Origin of the sequence: Granulicoccus phenolivorans DSM 17626 = NBRC 107789 = JCM 15570, from assembly GCF_000423085.1 — a bacterium.
GTDB classification, from domain to species: domain Bacteria; phylum Actinomycetota; class Actinomycetes; order Propionibacteriales; family Propionibacteriaceae; genus Granulicoccus; species Granulicoccus phenolivorans.
In genome coordinates this window covers 56,266-69,633 of sequence record NZ_AUHH01000012.1, presented here as the reverse complement: position 1 = coordinate 69,633, position 13,368 = coordinate 56,266, and the positions used below count along the sequence as shown (strand labels likewise).

Annotated in this window: 15 protein-coding genes and 1 tRNA gene; 2 read left to right on the top strand and 14 right to left on the bottom strand. The window is 70.0% G+C overall.

The window, feature by feature from the left end:
* Nucleotides 1-42: 42 nt before the first annotated feature.
* Nucleotides 43-1,008, top strand: coding sequence for an aldo/keto reductase (locus G531_RS0106515; protein ID WP_026926623.1), 966 nt, complete (start codon nucleotides 43-45; stop codon nucleotides 1,006-1,008).
* 38 nt (nucleotides 1,009-1,046) lie between these two features.
* Here G531_RS0106515 and G531_RS20950 read toward each other — a convergent pair whose 3' ends face one another.
* Genes G531_RS20950 through G531_RS20930 form a run of 7 tightly spaced genes read right to left on the bottom strand, consistent with a single transcriptional unit; the run spans nucleotide 1,047 to nucleotide 7,490 of the window.
* Nucleotides 1,047-1,289 carry a DUF5703 family protein gene (locus G531_RS20950; protein ID WP_245630516.1) on the bottom strand — a complete coding sequence of 81 codons (243 nt, stop codon included), beginning with the start codon at nucleotides 1,287-1,289 and terminating at the stop codon, nucleotides 1,047-1,049.
* A complete protein-coding gene (gene mnhG / locus G531_RS20945; protein ID WP_051215151.1) occupies nucleotides 1,282-1,686 on the bottom strand; it encodes a monovalent cation/H(+) antiporter subunit G in 405 nt (134 codons plus the stop codon). The genes G531_RS20950 and mnhG overlap by 8 nt, the downstream gene beginning before the upstream one ends.
* Before the next feature lies 1 nt (nucleotide 1,687).
* Nucleotides 1,688-1,993: an MrpF/PhaF family protein gene (locus tag G531_RS20940; protein WP_081683889.1), complete on the bottom strand. Its 306-nt coding sequence runs from the start codon at nucleotides 1,991-1,993 to the stop codon at nucleotides 1,688-1,690.
* Entirely contained in the window at nucleotides 1,990-2,529 is a 540-nt protein-coding gene (locus G531_RS20935) for a Na+/H+ antiporter subunit E (RefSeq protein ID WP_051215149.1), read from the bottom strand. Before G531_RS20935 ends, G531_RS20940 begins: the two co-directional genes overlap by 4 nt.
* 16 nt (nucleotides 2,530-2,545) lie before the next feature.
* Nucleotides 2,546-4,066, bottom strand: coding sequence for a Na+/H+ antiporter subunit D (locus G531_RS0106490; RefSeq protein WP_026926622.1), 1,521 nt, complete (start codon nucleotides 4,064-4,066; stop codon nucleotides 2,546-2,548).
* Nucleotides 4,063-4,641, bottom strand: a complete 579-nt coding sequence (locus G531_RS0106485; protein ID WP_026926621.1) for a Na(+)/H(+) antiporter subunit C — start codon at nucleotides 4,639-4,641, stop codon at nucleotides 4,063-4,065. The genes G531_RS0106490 and G531_RS0106485 overlap by 4 nt, the downstream gene beginning before the upstream one ends.
* A complete protein-coding gene (locus G531_RS20930) occupies nucleotides 4,638-7,490 on the bottom strand; it encodes a Na+/H+ antiporter subunit A (protein ID WP_051215148.1) in 2,853 nt (950 codons plus the stop codon). The genes G531_RS0106485 and G531_RS20930 overlap by 4 nt, the downstream gene beginning before the upstream one ends.
* A gap of 157 nt (nucleotides 7,491-7,647) precedes the next feature.
* Here G531_RS20930 and G531_RS0106475 point away from each other — a divergent pair.
* Nucleotides 7,648-7,733, top strand: a tRNA-Leu gene (locus G531_RS0106475).
* A gap of 73 nt (nucleotides 7,734-7,806) precedes the next feature.
* Here G531_RS0106475 and G531_RS0106470 read toward each other — a convergent pair.
* The 7 genes from G531_RS0106470 to G531_RS0106440 form a co-directional block, all read right to left on the bottom strand.
* The gene (locus G531_RS0106470) at nucleotides 7,807-8,541 is read right to left on the bottom strand and encodes a dienelactone hydrolase family protein (protein ID WP_211221787.1); all 735 of its coding nucleotides are present in this window, start codon (nucleotides 8,539-8,541) and stop codon (nucleotides 7,807-7,809) included.
* A 42-nt stretch (nucleotides 8,542-8,583) separates the two neighbouring features.
* Nucleotides 8,584-9,303 carry a hypothetical protein gene (locus G531_RS20925; RefSeq protein ID WP_145978747.1) on the bottom strand — a complete coding sequence of 240 codons (720 nt, stop codon included), beginning with the start codon at nucleotides 9,301-9,303 and terminating at the stop codon, nucleotides 8,584-8,586.
* A 12-nt stretch (nucleotides 9,304-9,315) separates the two neighbouring features.
* The gene (gene dprA, locus G531_RS0106460) at nucleotides 9,316-10,401 is read right to left on the bottom strand and encodes a DNA-processing protein DprA (RefSeq protein ID WP_060930021.1); all 1,086 of its coding nucleotides are present in this window, start codon (nucleotides 10,399-10,401) and stop codon (nucleotides 9,316-9,318) included.
* Nucleotides 10,402-10,454: 53 nt separating this feature from the next.
* Nucleotides 10,455-11,993: a YifB family Mg chelatase-like AAA ATPase gene (locus G531_RS0106455; protein WP_026926618.1), complete on the bottom strand. Its 1,539-nt coding sequence runs from the start codon at nucleotides 11,991-11,993 to the stop codon at nucleotides 10,455-10,457.
* Nucleotides 11,990-12,367 (bottom strand): YraN family protein, encoded by a 378-nt coding sequence (locus tag G531_RS0106450; protein ID WP_026926617.1) that lies wholly within the window; start codon nucleotides 12,365-12,367, stop codon nucleotides 11,990-11,992. The genes G531_RS0106455 and G531_RS0106450 overlap by 4 nt, the downstream gene beginning before the upstream one ends.
* A 109-nt stretch (nucleotides 12,368-12,476) precedes the next feature.
* The gene (locus tag G531_RS0106445) at nucleotides 12,477-12,788 is read right to left on the bottom strand and encodes a DUF2469 domain-containing protein (protein ID WP_026926616.1); all 312 of its coding nucleotides are present in this window, start codon (nucleotides 12,786-12,788) and stop codon (nucleotides 12,477-12,479) included.
* 104 nt (nucleotides 12,789-12,892) lie between these two features.
* The gene (locus G531_RS0106440; protein ID WP_026926615.1) at nucleotides 12,893-13,282 is read right to left on the bottom strand and encodes a heavy metal-responsive transcriptional regulator; all 390 of its coding nucleotides are present in this window, start codon (nucleotides 13,280-13,282) and stop codon (nucleotides 12,893-12,895) included.
* Between the last annotated feature and the right edge of the window lie 86 nt (nucleotides 13,283-13,368).

The window sequence follows — 13,368 nt, the reverse complement described above, 5'->3', positions numbered from 1 at the left end:
GCTGGATCCGACCGCGGTCGAGTTGCGTTAGGGTCTGACCCCATGGAGATGCGAACTGTCGGCGACTCCGGACTGCAGGTCTCCCGGCTCGGGTTGGGCACGATGACCTGGGGCCGGGACACCTCCCGGGAACAGTCGCGCCGGTTGTTGACCACCTTCGCCGAGGCGGGCGGCACGCTTCTCGACACCGCGGCGGCGTACGGGCACGGCGAGGCGGAACGGGTGATCGGGGAACTGACCCACACCGATGTGCCCCGCTCGGACCTGGTCATCGCCACGAAGGCGGGCTTCGTCCCGCGGCACGGGCAGCGGGTCGTGGACACCTCGCGGCGGGCGCTGCTGGCCGATCTGGACGATTCGCTGCGGCGCCTGCAGACCGACTGGATCGACATCTGGCAGGTCCATGCCTGGGGTGAGGCGCCGTTGGCGGAGACCCTGGAAGCGATGGATCAGGCGGTCCGCTCGGGGAAGGTCCGCTACATCGGCCTGTCCAACTTCATCGGCTGGCAGACCGCCCGCGCGGCGACCTGGCAGGCCGCGGTGCCCGGGCGTACGCCGATCACCAGTGCGCAGGTGGAATATTCGCTGCTCGCGCGCCGCGCCGAGGTGGAGATCCTGCCGGCCTGCCGCGATCTCGGGCTGGGCTTCTTTCCCTGGTCACCGCTGGGCCGCGGCGTGCTGACCGGCAAGTATCGCGGCGGCACCCCGCGGGACTCCCGGGGCGCGAGCCATTTCTCCTGGTTCGTCGAGCCCTATCTGGAGCCGCGCTCCCAGGGGGTGGTGGCCGCGGTCGCGCGGGCCGCGGACGGGCTGGGGCTGACCCCGCTGGAGGTCGCGCTGCTGTGGGTCCGCGACGCGCCGACGGTCACCGCGCCGCTGCTCGGGGCCCGGACGGCGGAGCAGTTGGCCGCCTGTCTGCGGACCGAGGAGAAGGGGCCGCTGCCGGCCGAGATCGTCGCCGCCCTGGACGACGTCTCCGGCGGACCCAATCCGGGCCGGCCCGGCTGACCCGGCCCGGGCGCCACGGTGGGTCGGCGCCGGGGGCTTCACCAGGTGGTGCGGACCCGGACCGCCTTGCGGCGTACCCAGATCTCGCGGGACCCGTCGCGGTAGCGGCGCAGGCGCATCAGCTCCCAGCCGCCGTACTCGGCCCGGTCGGTCAGCAGGCGGCGGATCGCGTTGCGCGACCAGGTGCTGTCCAGGCGGACCTTCTCGATCTCGTACTCCACCCCGGGACGGTCGGTGGGTACGCGGGTCCGGTCGGCCAGGACCGGTGGGCGATCAGGCACGGCTGCCCTCCTCGGCAGGCTCGTCGGAGTCGTCGCTGGGCGGGTCGAGGTTGGCCGCGTCGTCGGCGGGGACACAGTCGGCGCCGCCCTGACTGAGGTCGACCTGCCCGGCCAGCACGGCCGCGCGGGCGATCATGTGCGAGGCGACCGGGGCGGTGAGCATCTGGAACAGGATCACCAGCAGCGTGGTGGCCAGCACCGACAGCGAGCGCAGGGTGATCGCGATGGCGAACATCACCAGGATGATGCCCAGGACCTGCGGCTTGGTGGTGGCGTGCATGCGGGAGAGCAGGTCGGGGAACCGGTTCAGCCCGATGGCGGCCAGCAGACAGAGCACCGCTCCGGCCAGCAGCAGCACCGCACCGGCCCAGTCCAGGATGAGGTTGACGGTGTCCATCTCATTCCTCCTGCATGTCGTGCGGCTCACTGTAGACCGGTCGCGAGCGCGGCATGAAGCGTGCCACCGCGACCGAGGAGACGAAGGCGAGCAGGGACAGCGACACCACGATCGGCAGCGACCATTCGTCGCGGCGGGAGACGATCAGGATGCCCAGGGCACAGATCAGGATGGACACGATCAGGTCGGAGGCCAGCGCACGGTTCAGCACCGACGGGCCACGCACGATCCGGTACAGCGCCAGGATCGCCGAAATCGTCAGCATCACCGCACACACGGCGAAGATGATCATCCTCGGGTCGCTCATGCGTCCTCCCATTCCTGCGGTTCCAGCCCCCCGAACGCCTTGCGGACCCGCAACTCGAGGGCGTGGATGTGCGCCACCTCGCGGGCGACCCGCGCGTCATCGGCATGATCCAGAATATGTACCACCATCTCGCTGGTGGCCCCGTCCAGGTCGATCACCACCGTCCCGGGCACCAGGGAGGTCAGTTCGGCGGTCATCACCCGCCGGAAGTCGTTGTGCCCCTGCAACTGCACCGTGACGATGCGGCCCCGGGCGACGCCACTGGGCCGGATCGCCTTGAAGCCGACGACGAAACTGGCCACCACCAGGTCGTGGAAGAAGACCAGCAGGAGCCAGCACAACCACACCGGATGGATCTTCAACCGGGAGCCGGCCCGCGGCATCGGGAACAGGTGGACCGACGCGGCGGCGATCAGGAACCCGAGGACGAAGGTGCCGACACTCGGCCGGCCCCACAGCGCGACCCACAGCAGGGTCAGGGCCAGGATCGAGCCGAGCCGGGCCGAGCGGTACAGCCGCCACAGTTTCTGCTTCATCTCATCACCTGCCCCGTCACAGCCCGAGCACCGCGGTGATGTACGGCGTCCGCTCCAGCAGGGCCAGCGCGGCGGCATCGGTCATCCGGTACAGCGGGCCGGCGAACACCGTCAGCGACATCGTGCAGGCCACCAGCAGGGCGGTCGGGATGATCACCCCGGCGGTGATCTTCTGCGGGGCCTGCGGGGCCTCCTCCACCGGGTCCCGCCAGAACGCCCGGGCCCAGACGCGGGCCATGGCGTACAGGGTGATCAGGCTGGTCAGCAGCGCACCCCCGATCACCACGTACGCCAGTGGCGACCCCTGCTCGACCCCGGCCTGGATCAGCCCGACCTTGCCGAGGAACCCCGACAGCGGCGGGATCCCGGACAGGTTCATCGCGGGGATGAAGTAGAGCAGGCTGGTCAGCGGGGCGATCCCGATCAGGCCGCCGAGCGATTTCAACGAGGTGGATCCGGCGCGCAGTTCCACCAGGCCGGTGACCAGGAACAGGGTGGTCTGCACCAGGATGTGGTGCACCACGTAGAAGATCGCCGCACTCACCCCGGCCTGATTGCCCAGCGCGATACCGAACAGCATGTAGCCGATGTGGGAGACCAACGTGTAGGACAGGATTCGTTTGATGTCGTCCTGGGCGACGGCGCCGAGGATGCCCACCAACATCGTCAGGACGGCCGCGACGAGCAGCATGGTCTGCACCCGGTCGCCGGGGAACAGCAGGGTCTGGGTACGCAGGATCGCGTACACCCCGACCTTGGTGAGCAGGCCGGCGAACACCGCGGTGACCGGGGCCGAGGCGGTCGGGTAGGAGTCCGGCAGCCAGGCCGACATCGGGAAGACGGCCGCCTTGATCGAGAAGCCGAGCAGCAGCATCAGTTGCAGCGCGAGCTGGGTGTCCTCCGACAGCAGGGGTAGCCGTTGCGCCAGCCGCGCCAGGTTCACCGTGCCGGTCGCGGCGTACACCATCCCGATCGCGGTCAGGAAGACCATCGAGGACAACAGGTTGACCAGGACGTAGTTGATGCCGGCCCGGACCCGGTCCTGCGTACCGCCGAGGGTGAGCAGCACGAAGCTGGCGAACAGCAGCATCTCGAAGCCGACGTACATGTGGAACAGGTCGCCGGTCAGGAAGGTCGTCGACACCCCCGCGGACAGCACCAGCAGCGTGGGATGGAAGATCGGCAGCGGCGCTTCGCCGTCGTGTTCGTCGTCGTCGGAGGAGATACCGCGGCCGGCGGAGAACAGCATCACCCCGAGGGTGACCACCGTGGAGACCAGCAGCATCAGGGCGGAGAGCCGGTCCACGATGAGCACGATGCCTTCGGTGACCGACCAGTTGCCGACCACCATCGCCATCGGGTCGCCGTGGTCGGTGAGCCAGACCAGGGCGGCCGAGACCGCGACGACCAGGCCCAGGGCGGTCCCGGAGATCGCGCGCTGGATCCAGGCGAGGCGGCTGGTGACCAGGGTCAGGCCGGCGGCCACCAGCGGGATGACCACCGGCAGCGGGATCAGGACGGTCGGGTCGATGTTCACGGGCGACCCTCCGGTCCGGGGCCGGTTTCGCCCACGCCGGCCGGAACGTCGTCGGCGCCGGGCACTTCCTCGGTCTCCGCTTCGGCTTCCTCGGCGGAGACGTCGCGGCCCTCGCGTTCGATGAACTCGGTGTCGGGTCCCTCCGGCGGGGCCGGTTCGGCGGTGCTGACGAAGTCGGAGTCGGACATGTCGTTGGCGACCGCGCGCTCGTGCGTACGCTGCGACTCGACGTCGTCAGCGACCACATCGGTCCGCCCGATCTGCCAGGAGCGGTGGGCCAGCGCCAGGGTGAACGCGGTGGTGGCCAGGGTGATCACGATCGCGGTCAGCACGAAGGCCTGCGGCAGCGGGTCGGAGATCCCCTCAGGCCCGATCGGTACGCCGGACTTGTCCGCCTCGGTGAGGATCGGCGTCCGCCCGGGCGGTCCGGAGGCCAACAGGAAGACCAGGTTGACCCCATTGCCCATCAGCAGGACCCCGAGCAGGGCCCGCACCAGCGAGCGGGACAGCAACAGGGTGACTCCGCAGCCGAACAGTGCTCCGGCGATCAGGACCAGGGTCAGACTGACAGTCATCGGCGTGCCCCCAGTCCGAGTTGGCTGCCCACCGGTGCGCGGGCGATCTGGCCGTCGATGTTGGCGCCCAGGGAGCGCAGAATATCGAGGATCAGCCCGATCACCACCAGGTAGACACCGATATCGAAGAACGTCGAGCTGACCAGGTGCACGTTGCCGATCAGCGGGACCGGAATGTCGAAGGTCCACGATTGGAGCACCGCTCCCCCGGCGAGCATCGAGACCAGGCCGACGCCGGCGGACAGGAACAGGCCGATGCCGAGCAGGGTACCCGGCATCACCGGCATCGCGGCCCGCAGTTCGGCGGCGCCGCCGGCGAGATAGCGCACGGTCAGGCCGAGGCCGGCGACCAGGCCGGCCGCAAAACCGCCGCCGGGGGCGTTGTGGCCGGTCAGCAGCAGGTAGACCGACCAGACCTGGATGGCGTGGAAGATCAGCCGGGTGACCACCTCGAACATCAGCGAGCGGCGTTCGTCCGGCACCACCTTGGCGGAACTGATCCAGCGACCCGGCGCGGTCAGGTCCACGTCGCGGGTCTGCCGGATGCGCTGCAGTAGATCGGAGAAGGTCGCCTGCCGCAGGAAGATCAGGGACGCGACGCCGGTGGCGGCCACCAGGACGACCGAGATCTCGCCCATGGTGTCCCAGGCCCGGGTGTCGACCAGGATCACGTTGACGATGTTCAGCCCGCCACCGAACTGGTACGCGCTCACCGGCAGCGAGGTGGAATCCGGCGGCGCCACCCGGAGCTGGGGGGCCAGCATCACCGCGGCGGCGAAGACCGCACCGGAGAGAATGCCGACGCCCAGGCGCCAGCCGCGGCCGATCAGGGAGTACTGATCGCGGAAGCGACTGGAGAACCGGCGCAGCACCAGGACGAAGACGACCACGGACACGGTCTCGACCAGGACCTGGGTGAGGGCCAGGTCCGGGGCGCCGTGCAGCAGGAACAGCAGAGCGGTCCCGTAGCCGGTCACCCCGACCAGGAAGACGCCGCGGAAGCGCCGCCGGGCCCGGATGGCGCCGATGGCGGCGGCGACCATGACGATGCCGACCAGGGCCTGGGCGGGGTGGTCCCAGATGACGACCTTGAGCTCGGGCAGGTGCAGGTACGCCGCGGCCACCGCGCTGCCGGGGAACAGGACGAACACGGCCAGGACGGTAGTGAGCGTCATCGGGAGCGAACCGCGGCTGAACAGGCCGGTGCTCTCCAGGGAGAGCCGGTCCAGGCTGCGCATGATCAGCCGGTAGCCCTGGGCGGCGCGCGGCAGATCGGGCAACGCCGCCTGGATCGAGAAGACCTGACGTTTGAAGACGAACAGGACCACGCCGAGGGCGATCGTGAGCGCGGAGAGCCCCAGGGCCGGGGTCAGGCCGTGCCACAGACCGAGGTGGACCGGATGCTCGGAGCTGGGCATCCCGCTCGTCCAGGGCCGCACGACCGGTTCGAACAGGGGGCTGGGGTACGCGAACAGCACCGACAGGGCAGCCATCAGGACGGTCGGGGCGACCACGACCGGAGGGTTCGGGTGGGTCTCGGTACGCTCGGCGGCCGGATCCTTGGTGGCCCAGGCGCCCCAGACGAAGCGGGCGCTGTAGGCGAAGGTGAGCACGGAGCCGGCGACGATCACCACGAGCATGACCGGCTGCCAGGGGTGGTCGGAGTTCCACATTGCGGTGTAGGCGGCCTCTTTGGAGACGAAGCCGAGCAGCGGTGGGATCCCGGCCATCGAGGCCGCACACAGGGTGGACGCGACGGCCAGGACAGGCATCTTTCGGCCCAGGCCGTTCAGTCTGCGGATGTCGCGGGTGCCGGTGGCGTGGTCGATCGCCCCGACGGACAGGAACAGGCCGGACTTGAAGATGGCGTGGGTGACCACCAGCGTGATCCCGGCCAGGGCGAAGTCGGCGGTACCGCCGCCGACCAGGATGACCAGGAAGCCGAGCTGGCTGACGGTGCCGAAGGCCAGGATCAGTTTGAGGTCGGTCTGGCGCATCGCGCGGTAGCCGCCGATGAGCATGGTCAGCCCGCCGAAGGCGAACACCATCCAGCGCCACGGATCGTAGTCGGCGAAGGTCGGGGCGAAGCGGGCGATGAGATAGATGCCGGCCTTCACCATGGCGGCCGCGTGCAGGTACGCCGAGACCGGGGTCGGGGCCGCCATCGCGCCGGGCAGCCAGAAGTGGAACGGCACCTGGGCGGACTTGGTCAGCGCGCCGACCAGCATCAGGGCCAGCGCGACGCCGATGTAGACGTTCGGGGCGGGTGGATGGGCCAGGATCTCACTGACCCGGTAGGTGCCCGAGGCGTGCCCGAGCATGATCATCCCGGCCAGCATCGCGAGGCCGCCGAAGGTGGTGACCACCAGGGCCTGCATGGCCGCGGCGCGGCTCTCGGCCTTCTCCGACAGGTGTCCCACCAGCAGGTAGGACAGCACGGTGGTGATCTCCCAGAACGTGTAGAGCCCGAGCAGGTTGTCCGCCCAGACCAGACCGAGCATCACGCCGGCGAACCCGGTCAGGTGGGCCGCGAACCGGTAGAGATCGGTCTCCTTGTTGGAGAAGTAGCCGGCGCAGTAGGCCAGCACGGCCGCGCCGACGACCGAGACGACGAGGGTGAAGACCCAGGAGAGAGAATCGATCCGGAAGTCGAGGGCGGCGTTGATCGAGGGTACGACCGGATAGCGCTCCTCGTGGGGGGTCTGGGTCCAGCCGATGTTCAGCAGCGCCCAGACCGCGGTCCCGGCACTGGGCAGGGCCAGCAGCCAGAACGCTTTGCGACCCAGTACCTTCACCAGAAGGGGCGCACATACGGCTGCCAAGAAGTGGATCAGCAGCCAGATGAGCACGGGCCTCCTTGTGTTGCATGAGCATTCGGGGGTCGCCCGCAGTCTAGCGAAACCACCCCAGCTCGGCGGACCACTTGCTGCCTTCTGGGCCGGATTCGCGTACAATCACTCAGGCTGATATTGTTCTTCAGCGCTGCCCGTGAGGGCACAGTCACCGGTCCGGGTGGCGGAATAGGTAGACGCGCTAGCTTGAGGTGCTAGTGCCCGTTATAGGGCGTGGAGGTTCAAGTCCTCTCTCGGACACCGTAGGAAATGGGCTCCGACCGCTGGTGCGGCCGGGGCCCCTTTCGGTTTGCGGACCGGTCGGTCCCGGGATTCAGCGGCCGAGGGTTCGGGCGAACAGATCCTTGCTCTCGGTGAAGTGCCGCTCGGCGCCGGCCTCCTGGTAGCTGACCAGGTCCTTCATGGTGAAGCCGTGCGGCGCATCGGGATAGATGTTGCTGATCCAGGTGAGGCCGGCGTCGGTGAGCGCCTGTTCCAGGATCGCGATGTCCTCGGCGGGGTTGATCCGATCCTGATCGGCGTGGCCGTAGAGGAACTCCGCGGTCGCCGAGGCGATCACGGTGTGGGCGCTGTCGGGGTCGTCGCTGACCAGCCGGGCGCCGTGGAAGGCGGCGCAGGCGGCGATCCGGTCGGGGAACCAGCCGGCCGCGCGGGAGGCCATGGCGGCCCCCATGCAGTACCCGATCACCCCGACCGGGCCGGGGGCGGCGATCGCCTGCAGGGCATCGAGGTAGCCGGCCAGGTCGGCGCGCTGCTTGGTGGGGTTGAGGTCTGCGACCCGGAACATCACCTTCTCACCGTGGGCCTGGCGGTTCTCCGGAACGGTCAGGTCGGTGGTCGGGGCGATCTCGGCGACCGAACCCAGCCGGTAGAACAGGTTCGGGACCAGCACCGTGTAACCCCAGCCGGCGATCCGGTCGGCCATCTCCTCGATCCGCGGCCGAATGCCGTTCACGTCGGTGATCAGCAGGATGCCGGGGCGGCCGTCCTCGCCGGTGCGGTACGCCTCGGCGGTGCCGTCGCCGGCGGTGATCTCGATCAGGGCCATCGTGGTGCCTCTCATTGGGGTTCGGGTCGACTCGATCGCACCTTAACCAACGTTGTCGGTCGGGTCGGTGGGTGGGGTCGTCGGAGGTCGGGGGTCGGCCTGCGGGGTGGGGGCTGCGGGGGTCGGGGTCGGTGTGGTCCGCGCTGCCCCGGGTGCCGCCTCCGGCGGGAGCGGCAACCCGGATTCGCGCAGTTCGAGCGCCGCGAGCCGGCGTACCACCGGGGCGTTATCGGTACGCCAGGCGCCGACCGGATCATCCGAGATCGCGGCCAACCTGGTCATCGGCTGATGGGCCATCGCCCGGAGCGCGAACAGGGACAGGTCCGCGTCGGCGTCGATCAGCCGCGCGGCGCTGCGCCGCTCCCGGACGAAGCGGATCCGGCCGGGCAGCCAGCGCCACACGACGAAGGCGACCGGCAGGATGAACAGCACCACAATGCTGAGTTCGGCCATCTGGCGCAGCAGATCCACCTGCTGCTGGGCGCTGGTGGCCAGTTGCGCGACGCTGTCGGAGGCGTCGGTCAGGGGTCGGCCCAGCTCGCCGCCGACCACCGGGACGCGGCCGGCGGCCCGGCCGGCCTGTTCCACCGAACCGCCCACCTGGGTGGTGAGGTCGACCGCGCGCTGGACCTGCGCGGCCGCCGCCAGCAGGAGGTCCCGGACTGCCGCAGTGGCCCAGGCACAGCCCACCACCCACGCCACCACGAAGAGGTCTCCGATGATCTGGCGTACTCGGCGCCACCCTTGTGCATATAAGGCCACGGGCACATTCCATCACCCCGGGACGCTGCCGGAGACCAGGCGCCAGCCGCCCTCAGCGTCCTGATGGACCAGGCCCCGATCGGCCAACCGGGTCAACGTGACCAGGGTGCTGCGCATGTCGAGCCCGGCCCGCAGGGCGAGGTCGCCGGCGGCCAGCGCACCGCGCCCGGGGATGAACTCGAACACCGCGATCTCGCTCTCGGTCAGATCGTCGGTGACCCGTTGCGGGCCGCGGATCTCCGGCAGGGTCGCCAGTCCCATCGGGGAGATCAGTTCCAGAACCTGGGCACTGTCGCAGACCAGGGTCGCCTGCTGGGTGCGGATCAGTTCGTGCGGAGTCACCGACATCGCCGAATGCACCGGACCCGGAACGGCGAGGACCATCCGCCCCAGCAGATTGGCCCAGCTCACCGTGTTCCGGGCCCCCGACCGGGCGGCAGCCTCGACGATGATCGTCGCTTGGGTGAGCCCGGCAATCAACCGGTTGCGGATCAGGAATCGGGGTCGGGTGGGATGGGCGCCCGGCGGCACCTCGGAGACGAGCAAGTGCCCCTCGCCGATTGCCTCCAGCAGGGCGGCGTTGCCGCGCGGATAGGGCTGGTCGACTCCCCCGGCCAGGACGCACAGGGTCCGGCCCCCTGCGGCCATCGCTCCCCGATGGGCGGCCGCGTCGATCCCGAAGGCGCCGCCGGAGACCACCGTGACGCCCGCGGCAGCCAGTTCGGCACCCAGATCGGCGGCGATCCGTTCCCCGTAGCTGGTGGCGGCCCGGGACCCCACGATCGCGACCGTACGCCCGGTCATGGCGGCCAGGTCGCCCGGACCTCGCAGCCACAGGCCCAGTGGGGCACCGCCGAAGGAGCCGAGGGGGCCGGCCAGGTCGAGCTCGGCCACCTGTTCGGGCCATTCCGGACTCGCGGGCGTGATGAATCGCGCGCCACAGGCCTCGGTGGCGGCGACGACGCTGCCGAGGTCGAGCCCGGCCGCCCGCTTGGCCCAGGCGGTCGCTGCCCGGGACCCGGTCAGGGACTCGGCGACCGCAACCGCTCCTTCCAGCCGCACTGCCTCGGTCAAGGTCGGATCTCCGGGCTCGCTCACGCAGCACAACAGCAGCCGAGCCCAAGCCTCGGGGCTCCACGTGGCCGGTGGATTCATGCGACCTTGACCCCCTCGGAATCACCGCGCCGCATGCCGACCGCCGCACGGACATCGTCGGCGCGCGGACTGCGGCCCTGCAGGTCGGCAATGGTCCAGGCCAGGCGCAGGCACTTGTCGACCCCGCGCAGCGTGAGCAGCCCCCGGCCCAGGGCCGTTTCCAGCAGGTCGAAGCCGTCGGGCAGCGGCAGGCTCTTGCGCAGGTAAGGGCCGGGCACTTCCCCGTTGGTCGTCCAGCCGGTCCCCTGCAGCCGGGCCCCGGAACGTTCCCGGGCCGCGGCAACCCGCTGGGCCACCCGGTCCGACCCCTCGGCCGGGGTTCGGGCCGCCAGCCGCAACGAAGCCCGGCTCATCGGGGCCAGGTTCTGCTGGATGTCGATCCGGTCCAGGATGGGTCCGGAGATCCGGTCGCGATAGCGGCGGACGGTGTGTGGTGGACAGGTGCAGTTCGCCCCCGGCGTACCGGCCAGGCCGCAGGGGCACGGATTTGCCGCCAGCACGAGTTGGAAGTCGGACGGGAACTCCACCGCTCCCGAACTGCGGGAGATCGTCACCTTGCGCAGTTCCAGCGGACGGCGCAGGGCCTCCAGCGCGCGGGGTGAGAATTCGGCCGCCTCGTCGAGAAACAGCACGCCCCGGTGGGCCAGGCTGATCGCCCCCGGCCGGACGAAGCGGGCACCACCGCCGACCAGGCTGGCCACCGACGCGGTGTGGTGCGGATCGGCGTACGGCGGGCGGGTCGGTAACTGGTCGGCCAGGTCGTGGCCGGCCAGGGACGCCACCGCGGCCACATCGAGTGCCTCGGTGACGCTGAGATCGGGCAGCAGGCCCGGCAACCGCTCGGCCAACATGGTCTTGCCAACGCCGGGCGGACCGTGCAGAAACAGATGATGCCGCCCGGCCGCGGCCACCTCCAGGGCCCATTTCCCATCGATCTGACCGACGATGTCGGACAGGTCCGCGCTGGCCGGTACCGGATCGCTGCCGCTCGCCGGTTCCGGGAGCGGGTCGGGCACGGGTCGGCCGTGGAGCAACTCAACCAGGTCCTGCAGGCGACTCACACCCTGAACCGCCATCCCGGCCACCAGCCGGGCCTCCCCGGCCTGGGCCGCGGGCACGATGCACCGGGTCAGATTCTGCCGATGCGCGGCCAACAGGCCGGGCAGGATGCCCCGGACCGGGCGGACCCGGCCGTCCAGGCCGAGCTCCCCCATGAAGACGGTGCCGGCCAGCCGCTCCCGGGGCACCAGATCGGCGGCGGCCAGCACCGCGGCGACGATCCCCAGGTCATAGTGCGAACCGGCCTTGGGCAGGGTCGCCGGGGTCAGATTGATGGTGACCAGAGCATCGGGCCAGCGCAGCCCGCAGCTGGCCACCGCGGCACGGCAGCGGTCGCGGGCCTCGTACAGGGAGGTATCGGGCAAGCCGACCAGCACGGTGCGGGGCAGGCCGGCGCCGACGGCGACCTCGATCTCCACCGGGCTGCCCTCCAGCCCGTTCAGCGCGACGGAGCGGGCGGTGGCCGGCGTACTCACGGCTGGATCCCCTCGACGTGGGTGAGCTGCGGGGCGTACCCCCGGCGCAGCACCACCCCGATCGCGTCCAGCCGGATCCGGCCGTGGGCCTCGTGCTCGGCCAGCCATGCCGCGGCCAGCCGGCGCAGCCGGGTGAGTTTGGCGAAGGTGATCGCCTCCAGCGGTGGTCCATAGCCGAGACCGCTGCGGCACTTGACCTCGCAGAACACGATCAGCGGGTCGGGACCGGTCGAATCGGCGGCGATCAGGTCGATCTCGCCCCATCGGCAGCGCCAGTTGCGCTCCAGAATGGTCAGGCCCTTGCCGGTCAGCAGGTCCGCGGCCAGGTCCTCACCGCGGCTGCCCAGTTGTTGTCTCGTCGGTCGCACGCTCATGTGCGAAGGATGGCCCTGCGGGTCGATTCCGTACGCCGGGCCGCGCGCGCCTGTGGATCACGCTTCGGGGTCCCGCCGGGGTGTGGACAACTCACCCCACCAGCGGGTGTCAGGCCTCGTCGGGGACGGTCAGGTCGTTGTGCGCGATCTCCTCGATGGACACATCGCGGAAGGTGAGCACCTTGGCCGTCTTCACGAACCGGGCCGGGCGATACATGTCCCAGACCCACGCATCGCTCATCGACACCTCGTAGTAGACGTCGGTGCCCTCGGTGCGGACCTTCAGATCCACCGCATTGCACAGGTAGAACCGTCGCTCGGTCTCCACCGCGTAGGTGAAGATCCCCACCACCGACTTGTATTCCTTGTACAGCTGCAGTTCGAGGTCGGACTCGTACTGCTCAAGATCTTCAGCGCTCATCGGGGCCACTGTAGTTCATCGGTCACTGAGTTCAGCACTTCCTCCTGCGCCGGTCGTTGGTACGCCGCTTGCGCCCGGCGAACCGACGCGGATCGGGCCCGGTACTACAGGTATGCGCAGACCTGATCGGGGCGGCACGCGTCCGGTTCGAGGCGATCGGCGGCATCGCGGAGCTGGGCGAGGCTCCGGCGCAGTTCCTGCAACTCGGCGATCTGCTCGTCGATCTCGGCGGTGCGTTCGGTCAGCAGCCCGCGTACGTGCTCGCAGGGAGCCTGCCCGCGGTCACGGATCTGCAGGATCTGCCGGATCTGAGCCAGGGTGAGCCCGGCGGCCCGGCCCCGATGGATGAAGTCGATCCGCGCGAGCGCATCGGCACCGTAGTCGCGATAGCCCGCGGGGGTGCGCTCGGGGGGAGGGAGCAGCCCCTGCTCCTCGTAGAACCGCAGCGTCTTGGCGGTTGTGTCGGCCATTGCGGCGAATTCCCCGATCCGCATGCTGCCCTCCGAGCTCTCGGTTGCCCAGTTTTTGCTTGACCTTCCACTGCACTGGAAGGAACAGAATGACGTTACCAGGCGAGCTG

Bases quoted from the DNA above. Each gene is read 5' to 3' on its own strand.
- G531_RS0106470 (WP_211221787.1), bottom strand. From the start codon at position 8,541: ATGGCCCTGATCGAGATCACCGCCGGCGACGGCACCGCCGAGGCGTAC.
- G531_RS0106515 (WP_026926623.1), top strand. From the start codon at position 43: ATGGAGATGCGAACTGTCGGCGACTCCGGACTGCAGGTCTCCCGGCTC.
- mnhG (WP_051215151.1), bottom strand. From the start codon at position 1,686: ATGGACACCGTCAACCTCATCCTGGACTGGGCCGGTGCGGTGCTGCTG.
- G531_RS0106450 (WP_026926617.1), bottom strand. From the start codon at position 12,367: ATGAGCGTGCGACCGACGAGACAACAACTGGGCAGCCGCGGTGAGGAC.
- G531_RS0106485 (WP_026926621.1), bottom strand. From the start codon at position 4,641: ATGACTGTCAGTCTGACCCTGGTCCTGATCGCCGGAGCACTGTTCGGC.
- G531_RS0106440 (WP_026926615.1), bottom strand. From the start codon at position 13,282: ATGCGGATCGGGGAATTCGCCGCAATGGCCGACACAACCGCCAAGACG.
- G531_RS20935 (WP_051215149.1), bottom strand. From the start codon at position 2,529: ATGAAGCAGAAACTGTGGCGGCTGTACCGCTCGGCCCGGCTCGGCTCG.
- G531_RS20940 (WP_081683889.1), bottom strand. From the start codon at position 1,993: ATGAGCGACCCGAGGATGATCATCTTCGCCGTGTGTGCGGTGATGCTG.
- G531_RS0106445 (WP_026926616.1), bottom strand. From the start codon at position 12,788: ATGAGCGCTGAAGATCTTGAGCAGTACGAGTCCGACCTCGAACTGCAG.